Origin of the sequence: Hafnia psychrotolerans, from assembly GCF_014639435.1 — a bacterium.
GTDB classification, from domain to species: domain Bacteria; phylum Pseudomonadota; class Gammaproteobacteria; order Enterobacterales; family Enterobacteriaceae; genus Ewingella; species Ewingella psychrotolerans.
Genome location: NZ_BMFZ01000008.1, coordinates 89,624 through 115,024, shown reverse-complemented (window position 1 = coordinate 115,024; position 25,401 = coordinate 89,624). Strand labels below are relative to the sequence as shown.

Below are 25,401 nucleotides of genomic sequence, written 5' to 3'. Positions count from 1 at the left end.
AATTCAAAGAGAACGTCGGTTCAGATCTGCAGAAGTTACGGACGATAAACTTTGATATTTTTGAAGCCTTGTTCGATCAGATAAAGAGCCTGTAGCCGACTCATTACGCCGCGCTCGCAGTACAACAGGTAGGTTTTAGTCTGGTCGAGTAATGGAAACTGTGCACTGAGTTTGTAGAAGGGCAAGACGACGACTTGTACATTTTCCAGCGCCAACGGCTTGTCATCGACTTCGTCTGGTGCGCGGATATCCAGCAAAACGTCAGTAGAGGCAAACTCTGCCACGGTTTCTACTTCAGCCACTTCTTTAGCGGTTTCTTCGGCGATGTGGCGAATATCATAGTTCTGAGCTTCGCTGACAACTTTGTCGAGCACCGCGAAGTCAAACATCTGTTCTTCGGCCTCGATTTTGGCTTTTACCGCCTTCACGGTCGGACTTTTAGAAATCACACCGCAATATTCCGGCATGGTTTTGGCAAAGTCTTCGGTGCCAATCTCGCGAGCTATCTTGATGATGTGTTCTTTATCATGTGAGATCAGCGGACGCAGGATCAGAGTATCGGAAGCATTGTCGATCAAACGCAGGTTAGTCAGCGTCTGGCTGGAAACCTGTCCCAATGCTTCGCCGGTGACTAACGCTTGCACACCGTAGCGTTCAGCGATTTGCGACGCCGCCCGTACCATCATACGTTTCAGCACCACGCCCATCTGACCGTCTTCGACTTTTTCGAGAATTTCGCCTACCACGGGCTCAAAATCGATGGCGATAAAGCGCACTTTATGCGAGCTGCCAAAACGGTTCCACAGGTAGTAGGCTACCTGCTTAACGCCAATCTCATGGGCCGATCCGCCGAGATTAAAGAAGCAGTAGTGCACGCGACAGCCGCGACGCATTAGCATATAACTTGACACGCCAGAGTCGAAACCACCTGAAATCAGCGACATCACGTCTTCCTGTGTGCCTATCGGATAACCGCCCTGACCTTCATGACGGCTCTTGATCAGAACCAACTGGTCATCGTTAATTTCCAGCTTCACCGTCACTTCAGGCGAGGTCAGATTGACTTTCGCCGACTCAATATGCTGATTCAAACCACCGCCAACGTAGCGCTCAACCTCACCGGAGCTGAAAGTGTGTTTGCCGCGACGTTTTACGCGCACACAGAAGGTTTTGCCTTCTACTTCAGAACGGTAGGCTTCCAGCGCCTGCTCAAAGATGTTGTGGACGTCTGTATAAGGACGATCTTCCACCTCTTCAACATGACGGATACCGGGAATGCGACACAGTAATTCGATGATCAAATCGTGTTTGCTTTCGTCTTTGCTGCGAACTTCGATATGATCCCAGTGGCGAACCACCGCGAGGGTCTCGTCATGGGGCTTCACGATGTTACGAATGCTACTTGCGAGGATCTTAATGAAGCGCAAACGCACAGATTGACTCTTGATGGTGATTTCTGGGAACAATTTAATGATAAACTTCATGGCAGTCTTTTGTTAGCGGTGAGAATTAGGGGAAGTCAGTGGCTGAATCCGATTCAAAGAGCCTGTTGCTATTATTGTTAAGCCCAACGTATTTTTGACCGGGCTTGAGGCTTAACAATGCTTTTTGACTGAACAAAAACAGTAGCGGCGCGAAGTATATCACCTAAACTGAGTATTCTGCCCGCAAAACCACATGTCGGATGTCAAGTCGACTCGAAATTTTAACCGGAGTGTTGCTTAGCATGACAACGACGCATGGCGGCTCCGTCCATCTGATCCAACAAGTTTGAAAGAGAATTATGCCGAAAAAAGCTGCACCACCTGCTAATTTTGAAACCGCACTGGCCGAACTGGAACAGATTGTTGCTCGCCTGGAATCGGGTGAATTACCGTTGGAAGAGGCGTTGAACGAATTCGAAAACGGTGTACAGCTAGCCCGTCAGGGGCAACAAAAATTACAACAGGCGGAGCAACGCGTACAGATCCTGCTCGACAGTGACAATGACGCTGCACTGACACCTTTTACCCCAGACTCTGAGTGATCTGTTATGGCTGATATTGAGCAACAGGCCGAAGCCATCGATTTCAACCGCCAGCTCCGGGTGCTACAAAATCGGGTAGACCATGCGCTGACGTCATACATCGATGCTCAACCTTTCCTGGATACTCCGCTGCTCGGCGCTATGCGCCACGGTGCGTTGCTTGGCGGCAAACGCCTTCGACCTTATCTGGTCTATTCTACCGGGGAGATGTTCGGTCTGGATCTGAGTAATCTGGATGCTCCGGCAGCGGCGATTGAATGTATTCATGCCTATTCTTTGATCCACGATGATCTTCCGGCGATGGACGACGACGATTTGCGTCGCGGCCAGCCCACCTGTCACATCAAATTTGGCGAAGCCAATGCGATCCTGGCCGGTGATGCCTTGCAAACGCTAGCTTTTACACTGCTCGCCGATGCTTCGATGGCTGATGTCCGTATGCAGGATCGCCTGTCGATGATCTCCGAACTGGCTTCAGCCAGCGGCGTGGCCGGCATGTGTGCCGGTCAAGCGTTAGATCTGGCAGCAGAAGGGCAGCAAATCAATTTACAGGCGCTGGAGCAAATTCATCGCCACAAAACCGGAGCACTGATTCGTGCCGCCGTTCGCTTGGGCGCGCTGGCAGCAGGAGAAGCAGGCCGTGCAGCGCTGCCCTTACTGGATTGCTATTCGCAAGCCATTGGCCTGGCCTTCCAGGTGCAGGATGACATCCTAGATGTCATCGGCGATACCGAAAAACTCGGTAAGCGTCAGGGAGCCGACCAGCAGCTCGGCAAAAGTACCTATCCGGCTCTATTGGGACTTGCCGGCGCGCAGGCGAAAGCCAGAGATTTACATCAGGAAGCCGTCTCTGCATTAGAGCAGTTGGCTGCGCTTTCCTACAATACTGCGCCGCTTCTCGCCTTAGCCAGCTTCGTTATTGAGCGCGATAATTAATACTTACTATGAGCAACTCATGAGTTTTGAACTAGCCAAATACCCTACACTGGCGTTGGCGGAGAACCCTGAAGAACTCCGCTCGCTGCCAAAAGAGAGCCTGCCCAAGCTCTGTGACGAACTTCGCCAATATCTGCTGGCCAGCGTCAGTCAGTCTAGCGGACATTTTGCCTCTGGACTGGGGACGGTTGAACTGACTGTCGCGATGCATTACGTCTATAACACACCCTTTGATCATCTGGTGTGGGATGTCGGCCATCAAGCTTATCCCCATAAGATATTGACTGGCCGTCGTGACAAAATTTCCACTATCCGCCAGAAAGGCGGTTTGCATCCGTTTCCGTGGCGCGGTGAAAGTGAATTCGACACACTTTCTGTAGGCCACTCTTCAACCTCAATCAGTGCCGGCTTAGGCATGGCCGTTGCGGCCGAGCGCGAAGGTAAAGGGCGCCGTACGATCTGTGTGATTGGCGATGGTGCTATCACCGCCGGTATGGCTTTCGAAGCCATGAACCATGCAGGGGATATCAAGTCCGACATGCTGGTTGTGCTCAACGATAATGAAATGTCGATTTCCGAAAACGTTGGTGCGCTTAATAATCATTTGGCCCAACTGCTTTCCGGTCAGCTTTACTCGCGCCTGCGTGAAGGCGGTAAGAAAGTGCTGTCTGGTATTCCGCCAATTAAAGAGCTGGTACGCCGTACCGAAGAGCATCTCAAAGGCATGATGGTGCCAGGTACGCTGTTTGAAGAGCTCGGTTTTAATTATATTGGTCCGGTTGACGGCCATGATGTGCTGGCACTGGTACAGATGCTGAAAAACATGCGCGACCTAAAAGGGCCGCAGCTGTTACACATTATGACCAAGAAAGGCAAAGGCTACGCGCCCGCCGAAAAAGATCCGATCAGCTGGCATGCGGTGCCAAAATTTGACCCAGCTCTGGGCACGTTACCAAAAAGCAAAGAAGGTTTGCCAACCTACTCGAAAATCTTCGGCGATTGGTTATGTGAGACGGCCGCCAAAGACAGCAAACTGATGGCGGTAACGCCAGCCATGCGTGAAGGTTCTGGCATGGTGCGTTTCTCGCGTGAATACCCGCAGCAATATTTTGATGTCGCCATTGCTGAGCAGCATGCGGTGACGTTTGCCGCCGGTCTGGCCATTGGTGGTTATAAGCCGGTTGTCGCGATTTATTCGACGTTCTTGCAACGTGCTTATGATCAGTTGATCCATGATGTGGCGATCCAGAATTTGCCGGTGCTGTTTGCCATCGATCGTGGTGGGATCGTGGGCGCCGACGGGCAGACTCATCAGGGCGCGTTTGATCTGTCGTTCATGCGCTGTATCCCGAATATGATCATCATGACGCCGAGTGATGAAAACGAATGCCGCCAGATGCTGCACACCGGTTATCATTATCAAGGTGGGCCGGTTGCGGTGCGCTACCCGCGCGGCAGTGGAACGGGCGCAACCTGTGAACCTCTGGCTTCTCTGCCAATGGGCAAAGGTATTGTGCGGCGTGAAGGCGAGAAAATCGCCATTCTCAACTTCGGGACTTTACTGCCTGAAGCTCAAATTGTGGCTGAGAAGCTCAACGCGACCCTGGTCGATATGCGTTTCGTTAAACCTCTTGATGACGCGTTGGTGCTAGAATTAGCAACCCGCTATGACGTGCTGGTGACGCTGGAGGAGAATGCCATCATGGGCGGTGCGGGCAGTGGCATAAACGAATTATTGATGTCAAAACGTATGATGCTGCCGGTACTTAACATCGGCCTGCCGGACCACTTTGTTTCTCAGGGAACGCAGGATGAAATTCGCAGTGATTTAGGCTTAGATGCCGCCGGTATTGAGCGTCAAATCACCGACTGGTTAGCCTGACCCAACATACTGACCTCATTAGAAAATCCCTCTGTCAGCAAAAGGAGGGATTTTCCTCTTCTTTTTCGTCATCCCCCACTTTTGCTTTATCGTGAACTACAGTTATAGCGTGCTAAGTATTTAACTTTTTCACTGACGAGAATAAAAATCAGGAGGAGTGATGCAATTTATTACCTTCGGAAAAACAGATCTTAAGGTATCGCGCTTGTGTCTCGGCTGCATGACCTTTGGTGAACCGGATCGTGGAACCCACGCCTGGACGCTGCCAGAAGAGAGCAGTCGCCCGATAATTAAACAAGCCCTGGATGCCGGCATTAACTTCTTTGATACCGCCAACAGCTATTCCGACGGCAGCAGTGAAGAGATTGTGGGACGTGCGCTACGCGATTTCGCCCAACGGGACAATGTTATCGTCGCGACGAAAGTGTATCACGCGGTCACTGGCCTCAAGCCTGGCCTGTCTCGTGCTTCCATTATGCAATCCATTGATGACAGCCTGACGCGCCTCGGCATGGACTATGTTGACCTACTGCAAATACACCGTTGGGATTACGAGACACCAATAGAAGAAACGCTGGAAGCACTCAATGACGTCGTGAAAGCCGGGAAAGCACGCTATATCGGAGCCTCATCCATGCATGCTCATCAGTTCGAACAGGCACTGGAAGTCTCCGCGCAACATGGCTGGGCACAATTTGTTTCGATGCAAGATCAATACAACTTGATCCAGCGTGAAGAGGAACATGAGATGCATCCGCTTTGCCTGCATGAAAATATCGCGGTGCTGCCATGGAGTCCGCTGGCACGTGGTAAATTAACCCGTCCATGGGGAGAAACAACGGCCCGTTCGGTCTCTGACAAATTTGCCGGCCAACTCTATGACGCCACCGACGTCGCTGATGCGAAAATTGCTGAGCGTGTTGCCAAAGTAGCCGAAGATCACAACGTGCCCCGCGCTCAGATAGCGCTAGCCTGGTTGCTCGCTAAGCCGGTGGTCACCGCGCCTATCATCGGCGTTTCGCGCACCGAGCATCTTGATGACGCAATTGCAGCATTGCAGGTAACACTGTCGATGGAAGAGATCGCCGAACTGGAAATGGCCTACCAGCCACACGCGGCGACCGGTTTCCAATAACGGGTTTCAACCGGGCATAGATAAAAAAAGCGCTGGACGTCACACGTCAGCGCTTTTTTTTCATCATCCAACGGAGATCAGAACAGGCCGAGCGGCCAGTGATGACCGATAAGAAAGATAACCCCCGCGGCGATAATACCTGCCACTACGTCATCAATCATAATTCCCATACCGCCCTGAACGTTGCGGTCAAACCAGCGGATTGGCCAGGGTTTCCAGATATCCAGAATTCGGAAAATGACGAAGCCGGCCAGCACCCACTGCCAGTCATTGGTCGGTAATGCCATCAGAGTGATCCACATCCCAACGAACTCGTCCCAAACAATGCTGCCATGATCGTGCACGCGCATATCTCTGGCGGTCTGACGACAAAGATAGACGCCGATGCAGATACTGAACATCACCACCAGCGAATAGAGCTGCCATGGCAGATAGGTCAGCAGTATCCAAAAAGGAATGGCGGCAATAGAACCTGCCGTACCGGGGCCTACAGGAAACAGACCACTGCCAAAACCAGTGGCCAGTAAATGCCATGGGTTGCGTAAATTCAGACGTTTTTTCGCCGCCGCCATGTCTTGAACGTGGTCGCCGGTTTTACCTTTGTAATTTGCCGGTCGCTTTTTATGTCCGATAGGTTTTTGTTCGTTCGTCACACGCTTTCTCCTGCAGCAAAGTGATCAAACCCGTGCCAGTCCAGTTCAACCGGTGCGCCTGAACGCATAAACTTCATGCCTTCGGAAAGCGGAGCTATCTGGCCGATACAGGTAACATCGACACCCAGATGGCTTAGTGCGACATCTAGCGCGCCACGGTTGATTTCCGGAACGGTAAAGCAGAGTTCATAATCTTCGCCACCGGTCAGCGCCCATTTCAACGCCTGTTCTTTGTCGACACTGGCGAGCAGGGAGTCTGATAGCGGCAGCGCGTCAAGATCAAGACGAACGCCACAGCCACTGGCGGTAAGAATGTGTTGCAGATCCGCAATCAGCCCATCAGAGATATCAATAGCAGAAGTGGCGAGATCGCGCAGTGCCTGACCTTGCAGAATACGCGGCATCGGACGCAAATGGCGTTGTAGCAGGACCTGACGGTGCTGTTCATCGCTGACTTCCAGCTGTTTGAGCAAAATCGCCAGGCCGGCAGCGCTGTCACCCAATGACCCGGTGACGAAGAGCCAGTCACCAACGTGCGCACCAGCACGCGTTAGTGCGCGATCCATGGGAATCAATCCCTGAATAGTCAGGGTCATGCTGAGCGGTCCGCGGGTAGTATCACCGCCGATTAGCTGCATGCCGTAATAGTTTAATTGTTCAAACAGGCTGTCACTGAAGGCTTCAAGCCAGTCAGTATTGACTTCTGGTAAGGTCAGCGCCAAAGAAACCCAGGCAGGATCGGCTCCCATCGCAGCCAGATCGCTAAGGTTCACCGCCAGCGCCTTGTAGCCAAGGTCAGCCGGATCAATGGTCTTGAGAAAATGAATGCCTTCTACCAGGGTATCGGTACTTACTGCCAATAGCTGCTTTTCCGCAACAGTCAGCAGGGCGCAATCGTCGCCAATGCCTAACTGTACATCCCGGCGTGTGGTTCGATACCGGTTAAAATAGCGCGCTATTAAATCAAATTCGCCGCATGCCATAGTACAATTCCAGATCGTGTCACCCACATCATTCGGGATGCTTGATGCCTACACGTCGGCAACCTGAAGAATGAGGGAGAGATAGAATGAATTAAGGCCGGATATCCGGCCTTAACAGGTTAGTCAACGCCCATGTTAAACAACATAATGTCTCATCATTATCAACGAATTGCATGACTAACAGACTTTCAGTTACTTCTTAGTGCGAATGTGTGGGCCAGCTTTATCCAGCACGCCGTTCACAAATTTGTGACTGTCTTCTGCACCGAAGGTTTTCGCCAATTCGATCGCTTCGTTGATAGCGACTTTGTACGGGACATCCTGACGTTTGCTTAGCTCGAACAGCGCCAGACGCAAAATCGCTCTTTCCACCTGACCGAGTTCTTCGAGTTGACGGGAGAGGTACGGAGCCATCAGCGCATCAAGTTTCTCAGCATTGGTGGCAACACCAGTCAGTAACTCGCGGAAATAGGTGATGTCGACATCTTTGACATCCTGCTCAGTCAAGAATTCTAATTCAACATCGGCGATGTCATTTTTCGACAACTGCCAGGAGTAAATTGCCTGTACGGCACATTCACGGGCGCGGCGACGAGCAGCAGGTTTCACGGATTTCCCCTTAACTAGATTCAGGCCTTAATAGCCTTGATAACATTAATCATTTCAAGCGCGGTCAGGGCAGCTTCAGCGCCTTTATTACCGGCTTTTGTCCCCGCACGTTCAATGGCTTGCTCAATACTTTCAGTCGTCAGCACACCAAACGCAACCGGGATTTCGCTGCTCATGGCAACACTGGACAGGCCAGAGCTACATTCACCCGCAACGAATTCGAAATGGGCAGTGCCCCCACGGATGACGGTACCCAGTGCGATCACGGCATCGTATTTGCCGGTGTTCGCCAGTGCACGGGTAGCCAAAGGCAGTTCATAAGCGCCAGGGACCCACACAACAGTGATGTTGTCGTCGCTAACCTGACCAATTCGTTTCAATGCATCGATCGCGCCGGAAAGCAGGCTGTCGTTGATAAAATTGTTGAAACGGGCAATAGCGATTGCTACGCGCGCGTTCGGTGTGGCGACAACACCTTCGATAACGTTCATAGGTTTTCCTTTAATTGGGTTCAAGAGTATAGCTTTTAACAACCCCAGCCTGGCCCAGCCGCAGGGGGGCGGATTCTATCATATTATTCGCATGTCTGGACATGCGATTTATTAACCCATGCCAGACAAAGGGATATTGCATATGGAGGACATACTTGTCAGCTAACGATGAGGTATCACGTCAGTTTGACGGTTTCATACGCAGGCGTAAATCAGGCCCGACCTGGCGCACATCGCTGAAAGTGAATTCTGGCGCATCGCGGAGACTTTGCAAACCTGGCAGCATACAGAGCGCCCGCCCGCTGTCCCCGAGTAATTTCGGTGCCATATAAATGATCAGCTCATCGACCAGACCGGCCTGCAGAAGGGCACCAGCAAGTTCGGCACCGGCTTCAACCCAAATAGAATTCACCTGGCGCTTAGCCAGCATCATCATCATCAGGACGAGATCGACACGATTGTCACGCCCTGGTACCACCCATTGCTGAGTCGATTCCGGCCAGATCATTGCATCAACCTGCAAACGTGCCAGCCAGGTATCACCTGGCTGATTGACCAGCTTATGCTGCGGTGTCACGCGGTTTTGGCTGTCGATAATAATACGTAGCGGCTGGCGCAGATTCTCGTGCGGATAAATACTTTGGGTACTGCTATCGAGTTCGCTCCAGCGCACATTAAGAGACGGGTTATCTGCCAGCACCGTGGCGCTGGAACTAAGGATCGCCGAGCTTTGAGCGCGAAAATTCTGTACGTCAGCGCGTGCGGCGGAGGAGGTGATCCACTGGCTTTCACCCGATGCCATCGCCGTGCGGCCATCAAGTGAAGCCGCCATTTTCAATTGTACATAAGGAAAACCCGTACGCATGCGCTTGAGAAAACCAAGATTGGTCGCTTCGGCCTCGCTGTGCATCAGCCCATGACTGACATCAATACCCGCTTGTCTGAGGCGGTAAAGTCCGCGTCCCGCCACTTCCGGATTAGGGTCCTGCATAGAGGCAACAACCCGTGTGACGCCCGCAGCCACTAACGCATCAGCACAGGGAGGCGTACGGCCATGATGACTGCAAGGCTCTAGCGTGACGAAAGCGGTGGCACCTTGAGCCCGGTCACCCGCCATGCGCAATGCATGGACTTCTGCGTGAGGTTCCCCCGCGCGCAGATGGTAGCCTTCTCCGACAATCTCCCCATCACGGACAATCACACATCCGACATTAGGATTGGGCATCGTTGTGAAACGGCCAAGTCGGGCAAGTTCAAATGCGCGCGCCATGTATTTCTCATCGGCGTGTAACTGTTCAACGAGCATAACGGTCCTCAATCCTGCAGGCGGGCGATTTCTTCGCCGAATTCACGGATATCTTCAAAGCTGCGGTAAACCGAAGCAAAACGAATGTATGCGACTTTATCCAGCCCTTTGAGCGCATCCATCACCAGATTACCGATCATCTTAGCGGGGACTTCCCGCTCGCCAGTGGCGCGTAGCTGCGACTTAATATGGCTGATGGCAGTTTCAACATTGTCAGAACTCACAGGCCGTTTTTCCAGAGCTTTCAGGAAACCGCTGCGCAGCTTATCTTCATTGAAGGGTTCACGAACTTCATTACTTTTAATGACCCGTGGCATCACCAGTTCAGCCACTTCAAATGTGGTAAAGCGTTCATGGCATACCACACATTGTCGGCGACGCCGAACTTGTGACCCATCACCGACCAAGCGGGAATCGATGACTTTCGTATCAACAGCAGCACAAAATGGGCAATGCATAGCACTTCCTGATGGCGGACCCGATTGGCCCCTAGTTTAGCGCGAAGTGGCACGACAACAAAGGCTGTCGCTACTTTGGCTGGCATTGGGTTAAACTTAGCCACCCGCGAGAGTGTCACTAAGGCATTCACCCCAGCCGCAGTATGACTTTAGATGCCTTGGCTGATGAGAAATGAAAGGGTAGAGGAAAAGGAACTCACTGAAATGAAAAGATATTTTTTCGCCACACTTGCAGTTTCAGCCCTGCTGACAGTGACAGGTTGCGCTCAGAAAAATCCGCAATTACCGGAATTGAAATCCGAAGTCGGCCAATTGAATCAAAAATTAGGTCGTTTGACTGATTTAGCCAGCGCGCTCGAACAACAAACGACACTAAACCGCCAGTCTACCGACGGTTTGTATCTTCTTCCTGCGGCCAAAAGTGCAGCGGTGCTGAAAGGCGAGATTGGCGCACTTAACGTTTCTCTGACCAATCTGGTTTCTGACACCAACGGTGTTCAGGGTATTTTGCATATCAAGAACATCTCGGGCCAACCATTGCCGATGTTCACCGCATCGTTGGACTGGGGACAGTTGGATCCGGTAACGGGTAAGCCTTTAACCGTGGATATGCAGACGCAGAAGCTCATGAGTTCACCAACCCTCTTGCCGAGCGCGGAGCAAACACTCGACGTCAGTTTCCGTAATATCCGCCTTGAAACACTGGGTTTTATCCGTTTGCATCATATTGCTGTCCCTGAGCCTGTCCAGCAAGTGCCGGCAACAGCCCAATAATGCTTTTTATGCGGATTTATAGAGGCAAAAAGAGGCGGCGGTTATTCACGTGCGCCTTCATCGGTAAAATTATAAATCCCCGGTGACATGACCAGCTGTGCTGCGATTTCGGCAGCTTTAGGTCTGCCAAGCAGCAGTTCAATCAATTTAAGCGTGAATTCCATTGCGCTGCCCGGCCCTTGGCTGGTCAGCAGATTGACGCGCGGATCGTGCATGACCCGCCGGTCGGACCATTTTGACGGTGAAATGTTATCTTTTAGCGTAGGAAAACCGGTCATGTTGGCAATCGGGAACAGGTCATGGTACTCCAGCACCAGTGCCGGGGCGGCACAGATAGCGGCCACAATCTTTCCGGCAAAATGCGTCTGACGGATCGTTTCGACCAGCAGTGGGCTATCTCGGAAACACTCCGCACCTTTAATGCCACCGGGCAAGACAAGGGCATCAAAATGATTGTCTGCCACGTCAACGAGTGCGGCATCCGCCAAAATGCGAACCCCGCGTGAGCAGCGGATCTCCAGATTGCCGTCACCCGCGACGCTGGCTGTCGTTACGGTGACACCCGCGCGGACCAGTAAATCGATGGCGGTTACTGCTTCGATCTCTTCACTACCAGGTGCCAGGCAGACCAGAACTGAAACGCTCATAGTCATTTTCCTTTCTTTTAATCATCTCAAATAAGCGCATATTCACCGGTATGGATAGTCCGTGCTTACGTGCGCGGCGAATAATATAACCCGTAATATAGTCAACTTCGGTATGACGTTGATTACGGATGTCTTGCAACATGGACGAATGATTGGCCGAGGTGGTGTCAATCACCTGATAGATATAACTCAGCAGAGACTCTGCGTGAGTCTCATAACCTTCAATGGCCATAATGTCAGCGACTTCCGCGCAGATCTTTTCGATTTCATTCGGGTAAGCAATAAGCTCGCCATTGGTACAGTTATGCACTGCGGTAAGCGGATTAATCACGCAGTTAACCGCCAGCTTATTCCACAGGGAAGGATAGATGTTATCGTGCCAGGCGACGTCAGGCAGAGCGTTGTGCAAAATATCAGCCAAATGGCTTGCCGCCGCACCGCGCGCAGAAGCGGGACCAATATGTGTTACGCCGCTGGCCACATGGGTAATTGAATTGCCCTCATGGCGGGCGGCATGGGTTGTCGCACCTTGTAAAATGGGGAAACGGTTGACCGGTAACTCCTCTACCGCACCCATGCCGTTGTTCAGCAGCAGCAAGGTGCAATTGTTATTGAGCTTAGGCATCAATGCGCTGACTGCGCCTGAGACTTGCCATGCTTTGAGCGTAACCAGAAGCAGTTCGCTTTCGGCTAAATGTTGCGGATCATTAGTAGGAAGGTTGCGGTTAAAAGCGTTGCCATCGGGCGTAATAACGTTAACGGCAACAAAAGGCTGTTGAATGCGGATCCAACCCTGAACATCATGGCCTTGCTCATATAGGGCTGAAAGCCAAAGCTGCCCTAAAGCACCGCAGCCAAGTACTGTGATCTTCATTATTCCTCCTGAGTAATTGAATCGAACGCACTCAGTAAATCGAATTTAATGTTGCTTATTTGTTTCTTATTTGTATTTTTCAGCATAGCTGTTTGTGCAGTGTGTCACATTTTTTTGGGGTTTTATTGTCTGTTTGGGCTTCTATCGGCAAATCGTTGTGGCTTGTTTTTGGCATAAAAGGGCGAAGGCGGTATTATGCACGCCATCAAACGACTTATCATCATAACGACATGGGTTAATACCCCAGGGAGAAGCGATTATGCCGTCATTCGACATTGTTTCCGAAATAGACATGCAGGAAGTCCGCAACGCGGTCGATAATGCCAGCCGTGAACTGACCACTCGCTGGGATTTTCGCAATGTTTCTGCCAGTTTCGAGCTTAACGAAAAGGACGAGTCGATCAAGGCTGCCAGCGAATCTGATTTTCAGGTTAGCCAACTGGTGGATATCTTGCGCGAAAAACTGGCAAAACGTGGGATTGAAGGTGGATCACTTGATGTGCCTGAGCAGATGGAGCACAGCGGTAAAACTTACAGTGTTACCGCCAAACTGCATTCTGGTATTGAAGCCATGCTGGCCAAGAAGATCGTTAAACTGATCAAAGACAGCAAAATAAAAGTACAGGCGCAGGTCCAGGGTGAGGAAGTTCGCGTGACAGGCAAAGCGCGTGATGATTTACAGGCGGTGATGGCGCTGGTGCGTGGTGGTGATCTGGGCCAGCCATTCCAGTTCAAAAATTTCCGCGACTGATTTTGCTACCCTATAAATGAAAAAAGGACGCTGAGGTTAGCGTCCTTTTTATTCATTGGCTATGCCGTCAGACGGCAGCAACCAGTTGTTCTAATGTTTGTCGATTGGTCTGTTTAGTATCGACTTTCACATAAGCACTCAGTTCCTCAGGAACAACCACCGCTTCTGATACGCCTGGCAGGGCTTTGATATTGGCTTCGAGCGCGGAATCTTTAACGGCCAGCTCAGAGAGTGTGATCCGCAGGCTACTGACATAAGGTGGCTCTGTCATCGTTGCACTGAGTAGCAGCCAGACAGTGGCAATAGCGGCGCAAATCAGGAAGACGGCACCGGCGCCGACGTTGCCGTAAATATAACCGCCCAAACTGCCGCCGATGGCAACCCCAATAAATTGGCTGGTGGAGTAAATGCCCATCGCAGTCCCTTTGTAACCGGCAGGGGATTCTTTGCTGATAAGAGACGGCAAAATCGCTTCCATCACGTTAAAAGCCAGGAAGAATAGCTGAATACCGGCAATTATCCCCCAGAAATGCAAACCGGCGTACCACAACACCAGTTCAGCCAGCAGAAGAACCGCAACGCAGCCCATGAAAACCTGCTTCATGCGGCGTTTTTTCTCAGCATAGATGATGACCGGAATAACAGCGACGAACGACACCAACATGGTAACCAGATAGACGCGCCAATGTTCACTGGGAGGGAAACCCGCAAGCTCCATAACCTGGGGCAGCACCACGAAACTCGACATCAGCAGGATATGCAAACACATAATGCCAAAGTTTAGTTTCAGCAGCTTGCCATTGGAGAGTACTTTGCCAAAGCCCCCTTTAACCATGCTCGATTCACGGTTGAGTAGATGCGTTGCAGGAGAGGGGACCACCAAAAGCGTGATCACGATGGCAAGCAATGTCAGTACCGTAATCGCCCAGAACAGAGCGTGCAATCCCCATGCATGGGTGATGATCGGGCCGAGCACCATGGCAATAGCGAAAGTCACCCCAAAACTGATGCCAATGAACGCCATGGCTTTGGTGCGGTTCTGTTCGCGTGTCAGATCAGAAAGCAATGCCATTACGGCGGCGGCAATCGCCCCTGAACCCTGCATCGCGCGGCCAATGATCACACCCCAGATAGATTCTGTGGAGGCTGCCACCACACTGCCAATACAGAAGATAATTAGACCAAAAACGATCAGCGGCTTGCGGCCCACGCGGTCAGACAGCAGGCCGAAAGGTATTTGAAAGATGGCCTGAGCCAGGCCGTAGATGCCAATAGCAATGCCGATAAGGGTTTCGGTAGCACCGGACAGCGCCATACCGTAAGTGGTCAGGACAGGTAGAACCATAAACATACCGAGCATGCGTAAGGAGAAAACGGTTCCTAGTCCCCATGTCGCCCGGCTTTCCTGTGGGGTCATTTGGTTGTCGTTCACATGACTACCTCAAAATTACAATCCGACATTGTAGTGCCTTTAGCCAGTGTGGGTAAAACGATGGATCTTTAGCAGATATTACGGGGTGATCCCTAGCCGCGGCGCAAAAGAAAAGGCCAGTATCGCTACTGGCCTTTCGATGTGCTCGTTATCTCGCTGAATGACAGTGCGTTAGGCTACCCGCTCACATTACCAAACGTAGGTTAACATTGATGTTGGTGCTGAATTAAAATCCACAGACATCATAAAGCTTAGCGACATGATCGTGATGATGGAGAATCCAAACAGCTTTCTCGCCCAGACGATATCGTTTTCGGCTTTGTAACCTTTCAGCGCCATACCCAGCCACCAAATACTGACTGCGCCAGCGACGATCAGGTATTTATAGCCTGCGTAACCGCTCAGTGTCAGCATCAATGTGGCAATCATAAATGCCAGAATGTAGACGGTAATATGATGCTTGGCGACGGAAATGCCTTTCACGACCGGCAGAACAGGGATGCCAGCTGCCTGATAATCTTTAAAGCGGAAGATGGCAATCGCGTACGAGTGCGGCATCTGCCACAGGCTGAAGATCAGAAGCAGGATCAGCGCACCGGTATCAAACTGGCCGGAAACGGCACAATAACCAATGACCGGGGGCGCTGCGCCCGATAAGCTGCCGATCAACGTGCCGTATACCGAGTTGCGTTTCATGTACAGGCTGTAAACGCCGACATAAATCACAAAGCCCATCACTGCCAGCCACATGGCCAGCGGATTAGCACCGATATACAACAACGCAAAGCCCACAATACCCAGAATAGTGGCGTAAACCAGGGTTGTTTTCGGCGGAATCAGTCCTTTTACCAGGGCCCTGTTCTTCGTTCTTTCCATGATCCGGTCGATGTCGCGGTCGATGAAGTTGTTAAATACACAACCTGATGCGACAACCAGCGAAACGCCCACCAAAGTGGCGAGAAAGAGTGGGAAGTCTATGTTGCCTTTGGCAGCAAGGAGAAATCCCCCGATGACAGAAATTAAGTTGCCGAAAATAATTCCTGGTTTCGTTACTTGCAGGTATTGCTTAATCATCACGTGCAGCTCGGCTCTTTAACTGACCATCATATTGAGGTTGAGGTTATACATAATCCACAATGAGCCCACAACGACGATAAAGATAATCACAGCGGTGAACAGAAATGCCACCAGATTCCAACGTGCTTCCGACGCAGTACTTAAGTGCAGGAAGCACACCAGATGGACTACGATCTGGATGATCGCAGATGCTACCACGGTGCCAATGATCAGCGAATGCGAAGCGGTGTCGCTCATCACCATGGCAAACGGGATAACCGTCAGGATAACTGACAGAATGAAGCCAATCAGGTATGACTTCACGCTGCCGTGGCTTGCGCCGCCATGGGAAGTTACAGAATGACTCATCCCAATACCCCCATCAGATATACAACGGTAAACACACAAATCCAAACGACGTCCAGGAAGTGCCAGAACAGACTCAGACACATCAGACGGGTTTGGTTAACGGCGGTCAGACCACGGCGGCTCACTTGAATCATCATTACGGCGATCCAGATCAGACCACAAGTAACGTGGATACCGTGGGTAGCAACCAGCGCAAAGAAGCCTGACAGGAAACCACTGCGATCCGGCCCAAAGCCTTCTTTGATCAGATGATGGAATTCATATAACTCCATACAGATGAAGCCTAAACCGAACAGGAAGGTCAGGAACAGCCAGCCATTAACGGCTTTCACGCTGCCTTTTGCCATGCCCAGCATCGCCATGCCATAAGTGATACTACTGAACAGCAGGAAGAAGGTTTCGACCAAAACGAACGGCAGTTCGAAAATGTCTTTACCTGTTGGGCCGCCAGCTGTTCCGTGCACCAAGACTGCATACGTTGCGAACAAACTCGCAAACAGGATGCAGTCACTCATCAGGTAGATCCAGAAGCCGAAGACTTTGGTTTCACCTGCATCATGGTGCCCATGCTCTGCATGGGCTGTGTCGTGGTTAGTCAGGGTATCAGTTGCCATGTTTCACGCCTGCTTTGCTGATTTGTTCAAAATGTTGCTTCTCAATACGTTCGATTTCTTCAACCGACACGTAGTAATCAACATCTTCATCGAAGCTTTTTACAATCCAGGATACAACGATGCCGATGAAGGCCACGAGCGCCAACCACCAGATGTCCCAGATTAATGCGAAACCGCAGACCAAGCTGAGCATGGCGATGACGAAACCCATGCCGCTGTTGCGTGGCATATGAATTTCTTCATATTTAGCTGGTTTAACATAAGCTTCGCCTTTCTCTTTCATATCCCAGAACGCATCGCGGTCGTGAATTTGCGGCACGACAGCAAAGTTGTAGAACGGAGGAGGAGAAGAAGTTGACCATTCCAGAGTACGTGCACCCCATGGGTCACCGGTCAGATCACGGTTTTGCTCGCGATCACGAACACTCACGAAGATCATGATCAACTGACACAGGATACCCATAGCAATCAACGCTGCTCCGCAAGCTGCAACCACCAGCAACGGGTGGAACTCAGGATCGATATTCTGGCTGAGGCGACGTGTCATGCCCATGAAGCCCAGAATATAGAGCGGCATAAAGGCAACAAAGAAGCCAATGATCCAGAACCAGAATGAGCGCACACCCCATTTTTCATTCAGCGTGAAGCCGAATGATTTAGGGAACCAGTAAGTCAGACCAGCGAAGCAACCGAACACCACACCGCCAATGATTACGTTATGGAAGTGAGCAATCAGGAACAAGCTGTTGTGCAGCACGAAGTCTGCGCCTGGAACCGCTAGCAGAACGCCAGTCATACCACCAACAGAGAAGGTGATGATGAAACCGACAGTCCACAACATCGCTGCGTTTAGCGTGATGCGACCCTGGTACATGGTGAACAGCCAGTTGAATATTTTTACCCCGGTTGGGATAGAAATGATCATTGTCATGATGCCGAAGAAGGCGTTGACGTTGGCGCCGGAACCCATGGTAAAGAAGTGGTGTAGCCAAACAACGAATGACAGCACGGTAATGGCGATGGTTGCCCACACCAGTGAGGTATAACCGAACAGACGTTTTTTAGAGAAGGTCGCGGTAACTTCCGAGAACACACCAAACACTGGCAGAACCAAGATATACACTTCCGGATGGCCCCAGGCCCAAATCAGGTTGATGTACATCATCATGTTGCCGCCCATATCATTGGTAAAGAAATGGGTACCCAGATAGCGATCCAAGGTCAGCAACGCAACGGTTACAGTCAGAATTGGGAACGACACGATAATCAGGACGTTGGTACAAAGTGCAGCCCAGGTAAATACCGGCATTTTCATCAGCGGCATACCAGGCGCACGCATCTTGAGGATGGTGGCGAAGAAGTTAACACCGGTCAGTAAGGTACCAATACCGGATATCTGTAGACTCCATATCCAGTAATCGACCCCGACCCCCGGACTGTACTCTTTACCTGACAACGGAGGATAGGCCAGCCAGCCGGTCTGTGCGAATTCGCCAACACCCAAAGAGATGTTGATCAAAACCACAGCAGCGGCGGTGAACCAGAAACTGATGTTGTTCAGGAATGGGAACGCAACGTCGCGAGCACCAATTTGTAGCGGTACAACCACGTTCATCAGACCGATAACGAAAGGCATCGCCATGAAGAAAATCATGATCACACCGTGCGCGGTAAAGATTTGGTCGTAGTGATGAGGTGGCAGGAAGCCCGGTTCACCTGCGGAAGCAAGTACCTGTTGGCTACGCATCATGATGGCATCTGCAAAACCACGCAGAAGCATGACGAAGGCAACGACAATGTACATGATACCAATTTTTTTGTGGTCGACTGACGTTAGCCATTCGGTCCACAAATATTTCCATTTGCCGAAATAGGTGAGCGCAGCTACAACAGCCAAACCACCAAGAATTATCGCGGCAACGGTGACCATGACAATCGGTTCATGAAACGGAATCGAATCAAGCGTTAATTTTCCGAACATCGTTTATTCCTCGGCTCCGGCTGCGTGAGCATGATCGCCCATGTCCATGCCTTTCATGTCAGTGCCCGCTGGCATTGGCATCGTCTGGCCTTTGTGCATGTTCATATCACCCATAAATTTGCCAATGATCTCTTTGAACAAATTAGGTTTTACGCTGGCAAAGTATTCAACGGGGTTATCAATACTCTGAGCAGCCAGTTTGTTGAAGTCGTCAGTGGTAGCCAGCTGTTTTGGTGAAGCCTTCACTTTTGCAACCCAAGCGTCGAAATCATCACGGGTTGGGGTCGCAATTGCGTTGAACTTCATGCCAGAGAAACCACGGCCACTGTAGCTTGCCGAGATGCCTTTATAGGTACCCGCTTCATTTGCAATCAAATGCAACTGAGTCTGCATACCCGCCATTGCGTAAATCTGTCCGCCTAACTGAGGGATAAAGAACGAGTTCATGACAGAGTCAGAGGTGACTTTGAACTGAACCGGAACATCTTTAGGAATAACCAATTCGTTAACAGTGGCGATGCCCTGTTCTGGATAAATGAACAACCATTTCCAGTCCAGAGAAACGACTTCAACCGTCATCGGTTTTTGGTCAGATACGATAGGCTTGAACGGATCAAGCGAGTGAGTGGTTTTCCAGGTTATCGTTGCCAGGATGGCAATAATGATAATCGGCACAGTCCAAACCACAGCTTCGATTTTATTAGAATGGGACCAGTTCGGGCTGTACTTAGCATTTGTGTTAGAAGCACGATACTTCCAGGCAAAGGCAAAGGCCATGATAATAACTGGTATAACCACGATCAGCATTAATCCGATTGCGGTCAGTATCAGCGTTCTCTGCTCAAGTCCAATTGCTCCTTTGGGATCCATCAATGCCGTATTGCAGCCGCTTAACATTAACGCAGATGCAAATAAGGACAACATCCCAATACTTTTATTGTATTTCTTAAGTCTCATCTAACGACCTCAATAAACTAGGGCTCTATTGTCGCTCCATGTGTGCGGGCATTTTACGGGAAGGTTGCAGTACTGTAAACACGCTTAAGGAAGTGTCAGCAGGCCGTTGCCACATTATGTTAACGAAGTCACAGATGTCACGGAGAGTGATAATTTATCAATGTCAACAATATGTTGCAGTGCGCGCTTTGACTATGGTGAGTAAAAACAAGGTATAGCAGTCAAGAGGGTGAGGTAACGCGAAGTTTAATGTTCATGGTAAGTTTAATTAATGTTAACGCAATGTATAGATATGGTGATTTTGAAAAATAAAATCAGGTAAAAAAAAAGTGTATTTGAAAGATAATGTAACTTATTAAATATTATTTATTGCGGAAAACTTATCTCAGCGCAGGGAAAATGGCCGCAATTTACTATCCTGATAACAATGCTAAATTTTGTGAGCTAGCGTTAAAACGGCTCAAAATGCCTTCAACTGTCCGGCAAGGAACATCAGGCCAGACTGTGATGCGCACAGCAGTGATGCCTATTCCTTAATTTTAACCGAATAGGCGTCAAACCACATTTTGACGCCGCAACGCCAGAAAATCTAAGGTACTGCCAAGCACGATCCCGGCCAGACAAATCAATGCGCCGAGTTCAACCAAGCGCTCTGGCAGTGTGCTCCAGCTTGTCCACCCTAATCCATTACTCGTCAGAATAACCAACCAGGTTACCAGCAATAAACAGCCAGCTAACAGCAAACGCAGCGCCAGATGGTAGCTGGTAGCAAAATCAATGCGAGGTAAAAACTGATCGGTCTTTTGGGTGTATTCCAACGTCTGGCGGCAAATGGCGAGCAGAATTAAACCAGGAACCGCTGCGACGATAGAAAATAGGTAGAACAGCGGCCAGCCGTGTGCTTCAACAAACCATGCGGCAATCGGGCCGACATAGACTCGTCCGACAGCAGAAAGCGCAGAGAGCAGGGCAAACTGGGTGGCTGAGAAAGAGCGGTTACACAACGTCATCAGCAGGGCGACAAAGGCCGCCGTGCCCATACCACCGCACAGATTTTCGAAAAAAATCGCTGTGCCCATGGAATAAAGGTGTTTGTCAGTGACGGCTAAAATCCAGTATCCGGCATTCGAGACGCCCTGCAAGATGCCAAAAAGCATTAGGGCGCGGAACAGGCTCAGTCGCTGCATAAGCATACCGCCATAAAGCGCACCAATGATGGTTGCCAGCAAACCGAGGGTCTTATTTACCAGCCCGACTTCCCCGGCATCAAAACCAACGCCGCGAATCAAAAATGTGGTGCTGAGACTACCGGCAAAAGCATCGCCCATTTTATACATGACGATCAAAAGCAGAATCAGCCAGGCATTATTACGCCCGAAAAAGTCTTTCAGCGGGGCGATGACGGCGATTTCTATCGAACTGGGTGCGGGTTCGCCGACATCAGGCTCTGGGGCCATGGTAGTGGCGACGACACCAATCAGCATCAGCCCAGCCATCAGCCAGTACATATGTTGCCAGCCAAGATAATGGTCGGCTATCCAGAGTGCTAATCCGCCGGAGACCAGCATTGCCAGACGGTAGCCTAGTACCGATACCGCAGCACCATTGCCTCGTTCCGCCGAAGGTAGCAAGTCAGTTTTATAGGCATCAAAAACGATATCCTGGGAGGCCGATGCAAATGCAATGAGCACAGCTAATGAGGCCAGCCAGAACAGTTCTTTAGAGGGATCCATGAAGCCCATGGCAAAAATAGCGACGACCAGAAGCAGTTGCGTGAGAATGAGCCATCCCCGGCGGCGACCAAAGAAAGAGGGAGTGTAGCGGTCCATCATCGGCGACCAAAGGAATTTAAAAACGTAAGCTTGCCCAACCAGAGAGAAGATACCAATGGTTCTTAAATCGACGTTTTCCACTGTCATCCAGGCCTGAAGCGTACCGGATGTTAAGGCAAGAGGTAAGCCGGACGCAAAACCCAGCAGCAGTAGGATCAGAGTGTTACGTTGTGTGAAAATCTTGAAGTACTGACTTACCATGTAAATATGTTCCCGCAGGCCGGTGAAAGAGTGGCGCATGGGCATAATAAAGGATGCAGGGAGATAATAAAGGAGGGATTAGTACAACGTGAAATTTCAGCGCTGAGGGAGAGGAAAAAACTCTGCCCGACAGCGCCGGGCAGAAGGGATTTATCAGCAAAAAACGGCGCAATTATCGGGCGTTGGCCTTGATAAAATTACTGATGCTGGTGTCTTGCGCCATATCGTTGATGACATCACCCAGCGTGCTATTCACCGCATTGGTAATTTTGGTGTTAGACGCAGTGAATGCTCCCTGAACATTGTAGGTTGAGCGGTAGTTCTTGACCTGTTTGTTACCATTTTTCGCGGTGGCAATGATAGAAATATCAGCCTTGGTGGTGATGTTGTAACGCAAATTGCCTTCCTGCACATCAGCGAACAGATTATTGACGACGATTTGCAGATCGACTGCACCATCTGCACCAATCATATAACCCCGTGCGGTCATCTGTTTTTCCAGTGACTCTTGTAGGAGGAAACGCAGATCCCTTGAAGGTGTCAGGGATACCAGCTGCCCATCACGGTTCACTTTAGCCAGTGCCTGATCCTGACGCTGATCGGCACCGTTGATGCTAATAGTGATACCTTGTAGGGTAGGGTCTTGAGTCGGTAATGAGATTTTTGGTGAAATATTCAGTGTGTTAGTGCTGGTGGCACAACCGGCAAGCATTAATAGGGCCAGTACAGGGAAAATGATTTTTTTCAACATATTAATTTCTCAATGAGTGCATCTGATTGAAGAGGCAAAATGGGACGGGTTACGCAAAGTTAGCACATCATAACATCGCCTTTTTATGGGGGAAGTCCTGAGTGTATGGAAAAACAATATTTGCCTACATCTAACTAAGTAGACCAAACTGACTTATTGATATTCAATGATTTTACTCAATTGGCAGAATGTTGGCTAAATATCATTGAGTAAGACAAACTGATTGCCTTTTCTATCAATCACCACAGAAATTTTATTTCTGTAACGTATTAATAAGTCGCAAAGCCGCTATCCTTATACCTGACAGATGTTCCCATAGGGCGCAGTTCTTTGCTAAAGCGGCGTAAGGAGATTGCTATGATTCGCGAGCAAATAGAAGCAAAATTAGTTGCAACGTTTGAACCTGCGTACCTGGAAGTGACGGATGAAAGTCATCGTCACAATGTACCCGTAGGATCAGAGAGCCATTTCAAAGTGGTATTGGTGTCCGATAAGTTTGTGGGTGAACGTTTCTTGGCACGTCATCGCGCTATTTATAGCGCGCTGTCTGTTGAGCTCGAAGGCAGCGTTCACGCTCTGGCGCTACATACTTATACGCAGAAAGAGTGGGAAGGTTTACAGGATACGGTACTGGCTTCACCGGCTTGTCGTGGTGCCGGAACTCTGGCCTGAGAAGGCTGGATCCCATTCACAAAAACCACAAAGATCTTAGTATCACGTGGGACTTTCTCCACAAGATGCGGTATTAGTAACAGCGATTTTTGAAACGGCCTGAGGGCCGTTTCTGTTTTTAGTCGAAAAAGATAACTGACTGATAGGCGATGGGGTCGTTTAAGCCTCTGCTTCGACGCTATTTTTAGAGGGATCGACCGCGCAGCGATTTTTCCTCCGACGCAGCAGATTACCGGCCTCGACTCGCCGACTATGCGCCGCTATAATGTCGCGTCTTATTTTTCCGGAATGGGTTCGGGACGCTTTCGAATACAGGGCTACGTCCTTATAGAGGACTGTCCCGGTTCTTAGAAGTCGTTTTCAAGGTAAGTTCGTTCTTTTCCACGCTTCTCATCTTGAGAACGACTTCTGGAGTTGACCGAGCACTGTAATTTTTTTGAGGTAACAAGATGCAAGTTTCTGTTGAAACCACTCAAGGCCTTGGGCGCCGTGTAACGATTACTGTTCCTGCTGACAGCATTGAAAAAGCAGTGAGCAGCGAACTGGTCAACGTATCTAAAAAAGTACGTATTGACGGCTTCCGCAAGGGCAAAGTACCAAAACATATCATCGAGCAGCGTTACGGTGCTTCTGTTCGTCAGGACGTCCTGGGTGATCTGATGCAGCGCAACTTCGTTGACGCCATCATCAAAGAAAAAATCAATCCAGCTGGCGCGCCTAACTATGTGCCGGGTGAATACAAACTGGGCGAAGATTTCAACTATACCGTTGAATTCGAAGTGTACCCAGAAGTTGAGCTGAAAGATCTGGAAAACATCGAAGTTGAGAAACCTGTCGTTGAAGTTAACGATGCCGATGTTGACACCATGTTAGAAACTCTGCGCAAGCAACAAGCTGACTGGAAAGAAACCGACGCTGCAGTAACAGCAGAAGATCGCGTTACTGTTGATTTCTCCGGTTCTATCGACGGTGAAGAATTCGAGGGCGGCAAAGCCTCTGATTTCGTTCTGGCAATGGGCCAGGGCCGCATGATCCCAGGCTTCGAAGATGGCCTGTTGGGTCACAAAGCCGGTGAAGAATTCACTATCGACGTAAACTTCCCAGAAGATTACCACGCTGAAAATCTGAAAGGTAAATCGGCTAAATTCGCCATTACCCTGAAGAAAGTTGAAGAGCGTGAGCTGCCAGAACTGACGCCTGAATTCATTAAACGTTTCGGCGTTGCTGATGGTTCTATTGAAGGTTTGCGTGCTGAAGTGCGTAAAAACATGGAACGTGAGTTGAAAGGTGCTGTCCGTAACCGCATCAAAACTCAGGCAATCGACGGTCTGGTTAATGCCAATGACATCGACGTTCCAGCAGCACTGATTGACGGTGAAGTTGATGTTCTGCGTCGTCAGGCTGCACAACGTTTTGGCGGTGATGAAAAGCAAGCGCTGGAATTACCGCGTGAGCTGTTCGAAGAGCAGGCTAAGCGTCGCGTAGTTGTTGGTTTGCTGTTGGGTGAAGTGATCAGCCAGCACGAACTTAAAGCTGACGAAGAACGCGTTAAAGCGTTGATCGAAGAAATGGCTTCTGCGTACGAAGATCCTTCTGAAGTTGTTGAGTTCTATAGCAAAAATAAAGAGCTGATGAACAACATGCGTAACGTCGCACTGGAAGAACAAGCGGTCGAGACTCTGTTGTCTAAAGCGAAAGTGACTGAGAAAGCCACTACCTTTACTGAATTGATGAACCAGACGCAACCTGCATAACAATATTACATATTGCTGACTTTTCATAAGCTCAGAATAAAACCCGCAGTTTTTACTGCGGGTTTTTTTATGGTCGATGCATGACATTTATCTTTTTTGCCGTTGTTTTTGCACTATATTTACGCAGATGGGTTGAATAAACTGTATGCGGAGCAGCGGTTGACTGGCTGAAGATGAGTGACATTTTTCGCGGGAGCAGGATGAAGAAAATGTATCTGCTCGAAAAGAAATCTCGCTACGGACTTGAAAAAGGGGGC

The 25,401-nt window shown here is 50.1% G+C and carries 25 protein-coding genes; 8 read left to right on the top strand and 17 right to left on the bottom strand.

Annotated elements, in window-relative coordinates:
- Window positions 1-35: 35 nt before the first annotated feature.
- The gene (gene thiI, locus IEV89_RS15105; protein WP_188474352.1) at window positions 36-1,484 is read right to left on the bottom strand and encodes a tRNA uracil 4-sulfurtransferase ThiI; all 1,449 of its coding nucleotides are present in this window, start codon (window positions 1,482-1,484) and stop codon (window positions 36-38) included.
- A gap of 299 nt (window positions 1,485-1,783) precedes the next feature.
- Between thiI and xseB the strand changes: the two genes are divergently transcribed.
- From xseB to IEV89_RS15085, 4 genes are all read left to right on the top strand, one after another.
- Window positions 1,784-2,026 (top strand): exodeoxyribonuclease VII small subunit, encoded by a 243-nt coding sequence (gene xseB, locus IEV89_RS15100; protein WP_188474351.1) that lies wholly within the window; start codon window positions 1,784-1,786, stop codon window positions 2,024-2,026.
- A 6-nt stretch (window positions 2,027-2,032) separates the two neighbouring features.
- Window positions 2,033-2,962, top strand: a complete 930-nt coding sequence (gene ispA / locus IEV89_RS15095; protein WP_188474350.1) for a (2E,6E)-farnesyl diphosphate synthase — start codon at window positions 2,033-2,035, stop codon at window positions 2,960-2,962.
- A gap of 19 nt (window positions 2,963-2,981) precedes the next feature.
- Complete coding sequence (gene dxs / locus IEV89_RS15090; protein WP_188474349.1) at window positions 2,982-4,844, top strand: 1-deoxy-D-xylulose-5-phosphate synthase; 1,863 nt, start codon at window positions 2,982-2,984, stop codon at window positions 4,842-4,844.
- Window positions 4,845-5,004: 160 nt separating this feature from the next.
- Entirely contained in the window at window positions 5,005-5,979 is a 975-nt protein-coding gene (locus IEV89_RS15085) for an aldo/keto reductase (protein WP_188474348.1), read from the top strand.
- A 77-nt stretch (window positions 5,980-6,056) separates the two neighbouring features.
- On the opposite strand, the gene pgpA is transcribed toward IEV89_RS15085, so the two are convergent.
- From pgpA to nrdR, 6 genes are all read right to left on the bottom strand, one after another.
- The gene (pgpA, locus tag IEV89_RS15080; RefSeq protein WP_188474477.1) at window positions 6,057-6,551 is read right to left on the bottom strand and encodes a phosphatidylglycerophosphatase A; all 495 of its coding nucleotides are present in this window, start codon (window positions 6,549-6,551) and stop codon (window positions 6,057-6,059) included.
- Window positions 6,552-6,628: 77 nt separating this feature from the next.
- Window positions 6,629-7,615: a thiamine-phosphate kinase gene (gene thiL / locus IEV89_RS15075; RefSeq protein ID WP_188474347.1), complete on the bottom strand. Its 987-nt coding sequence runs from the start codon at window positions 7,613-7,615 to the stop codon at window positions 6,629-6,631.
- Window positions 7,616-7,807: 192 nt separating this feature from the next.
- The gene (gene nusB / locus IEV89_RS15070) at window positions 7,808-8,224 is read right to left on the bottom strand and encodes a transcription antitermination factor NusB (RefSeq protein ID WP_188474346.1); all 417 of its coding nucleotides are present in this window, start codon (window positions 8,222-8,224) and stop codon (window positions 7,808-7,810) included.
- A 20-nt stretch (window positions 8,225-8,244) separates the two neighbouring features.
- Window positions 8,245-8,715, bottom strand: a complete 471-nt coding sequence (ribH, locus tag IEV89_RS15065) for a 6,7-dimethyl-8-ribityllumazine synthase (protein ID WP_188474345.1) — start codon at window positions 8,713-8,715, stop codon at window positions 8,245-8,247.
- 181 nt (window positions 8,716-8,896) lie between these two features.
- The gene (gene ribD, locus IEV89_RS15060; RefSeq protein WP_188474344.1) at window positions 8,897-10,021 is read right to left on the bottom strand and encodes a bifunctional diaminohydroxyphosphoribosylaminopyrimidine deaminase/5-amino-6-(5-phosphoribosylamino)uracil reductase RibD; all 1,125 of its coding nucleotides are present in this window, start codon (window positions 10,019-10,021) and stop codon (window positions 8,897-8,899) included.
- An 8-nt stretch (window positions 10,022-10,029) separates the two neighbouring features.
- On the bottom strand, window positions 10,030-10,479 hold the full coding sequence (gene nrdR / locus IEV89_RS15055) for a transcriptional regulator NrdR (RefSeq protein ID WP_188474343.1): 450 nt from the start codon (window positions 10,477-10,479) through the stop codon (window positions 10,030-10,032).
- A gap of 204 nt (window positions 10,480-10,683) precedes the next feature.
- Between nrdR and IEV89_RS15050 the strand changes: the two genes are divergently transcribed.
- On the top strand, window positions 10,684-11,253 hold the full coding sequence (locus tag IEV89_RS15050; protein ID WP_188474342.1) for a DUF3251 domain-containing protein: 570 nt from the start codon (window positions 10,684-10,686) through the stop codon (window positions 11,251-11,253).
- Window positions 11,254-11,294: 41 nt separating this feature from the next.
- Here the strand turns inward: IEV89_RS15050 and yajL are convergent, their stop codons facing one another.
- Together yajL and panE are read right to left on the bottom strand one after the other, a co-directional pair.
- Window positions 11,295-11,900, bottom strand: a complete 606-nt coding sequence (gene yajL / locus IEV89_RS15045) for a protein deglycase YajL (protein WP_188474341.1) — start codon at window positions 11,898-11,900, stop codon at window positions 11,295-11,297.
- Window positions 11,863-12,774: a 2-dehydropantoate 2-reductase gene (gene panE, locus IEV89_RS15040; RefSeq protein ID WP_188474340.1), complete on the bottom strand. Its 912-nt coding sequence runs from the start codon at window positions 12,772-12,774 to the stop codon at window positions 11,863-11,865. The genes yajL and panE overlap by 38 nt, the downstream gene beginning before the upstream one ends.
- A 259-nt stretch (window positions 12,775-13,033) precedes the next feature.
- On the opposite strand from panE, the gene IEV89_RS15035 reads away from it, so the two are divergent.
- On the top strand, window positions 13,034-13,525 hold the full coding sequence (locus IEV89_RS15035) for a YajQ family cyclic di-GMP-binding protein (RefSeq protein WP_188474339.1): 492 nt from the start codon (window positions 13,034-13,036) through the stop codon (window positions 13,523-13,525).
- Window positions 13,526-13,592: 67 nt separating this feature from the next.
- Here the strand turns inward: IEV89_RS15035 and IEV89_RS15030 are convergent, their stop codons facing one another.
- The 8 genes from IEV89_RS15030 to IEV89_RS14995 all read right to left on the bottom strand — a co-directional run bounded on the left by IEV89_RS15030 (window position 13,593) and on the right by IEV89_RS14995 (window position 22,718).
- Window positions 13,593-14,957: an MFS transporter gene (locus IEV89_RS15030; RefSeq protein ID WP_188474338.1), complete on the bottom strand. Its 1,365-nt coding sequence runs from the start codon at window positions 14,955-14,957 to the stop codon at window positions 13,593-13,595.
- A 189-nt stretch (window positions 14,958-15,146) separates the two neighbouring features.
- A complete protein-coding gene (gene cyoE / locus IEV89_RS15025) occupies window positions 15,147-16,031 on the bottom strand; it encodes a heme o synthase (RefSeq protein ID WP_188474476.1) in 885 nt (294 codons plus the stop codon).
- 18 nt (window positions 16,032-16,049) lie between these two features.
- The gene (locus IEV89_RS15020) at window positions 16,050-16,382 is read right to left on the bottom strand and encodes a cytochrome o ubiquinol oxidase subunit IV (RefSeq protein ID WP_188474337.1); all 333 of its coding nucleotides are present in this window, start codon (window positions 16,380-16,382) and stop codon (window positions 16,050-16,052) included.
- Window positions 16,379-16,996 carry a cytochrome o ubiquinol oxidase subunit III gene (locus IEV89_RS15015; protein ID WP_188474336.1) on the bottom strand — a complete coding sequence of 206 codons (618 nt, stop codon included), beginning with the start codon at window positions 16,994-16,996 and terminating at the stop codon, window positions 16,379-16,381. Before IEV89_RS15015 ends, IEV89_RS15020 begins: the two co-directional genes overlap by 4 nt.
- Window positions 16,986-18,977: a cytochrome o ubiquinol oxidase subunit I gene (gene cyoB / locus IEV89_RS15010; RefSeq protein ID WP_188474335.1), complete on the bottom strand. Its 1,992-nt coding sequence runs from the start codon at window positions 18,975-18,977 to the stop codon at window positions 16,986-16,988. The genes IEV89_RS15015 and cyoB overlap by 11 nt, the downstream gene beginning before the upstream one ends.
- Window positions 18,978-18,980: 3 nt before the next feature.
- Window positions 18,981-19,934 carry a cytochrome o ubiquinol oxidase subunit II gene (gene cyoA, locus IEV89_RS15005; protein ID WP_188474334.1) on the bottom strand — a complete coding sequence of 318 codons (954 nt, stop codon included), beginning with the start codon at window positions 19,932-19,934 and terminating at the stop codon, window positions 18,981-18,983.
- A gap of 554 nt (window positions 19,935-20,488) precedes the next feature.
- On the bottom strand, window positions 20,489-21,967 hold the full coding sequence (ampG, locus tag IEV89_RS15000) for a muropeptide MFS transporter AmpG (RefSeq protein WP_188474333.1): 1,479 nt from the start codon (window positions 21,965-21,967) through the stop codon (window positions 20,489-20,491).
- Window positions 21,968-22,139: 172 nt separating this feature from the next.
- Window positions 22,140-22,718, bottom strand: coding sequence for a lipoprotein (locus IEV89_RS14995; protein ID WP_188474332.1), 579 nt, complete (start codon window positions 22,716-22,718; stop codon window positions 22,140-22,142).
- A 357-nt stretch (window positions 22,719-23,075) separates the two neighbouring features.
- On the opposite strand from IEV89_RS14995, the gene bolA reads away from it, so the two are divergent.
- Entirely contained in the window at window positions 23,076-23,390 is a 315-nt protein-coding gene (gene bolA, locus IEV89_RS14990; protein ID WP_188474331.1) for a transcriptional regulator BolA, read from the top strand.
- A 449-nt stretch (window positions 23,391-23,839) separates the two neighbouring features.
- A complete protein-coding gene (gene tig / locus IEV89_RS14985) occupies window positions 23,840-25,144 on the top strand; it encodes a trigger factor (protein ID WP_188474330.1) in 1,305 nt (434 codons plus the stop codon).
- The last annotated feature ends 257 nt before the right edge of the window (window positions 25,145-25,401 follow it).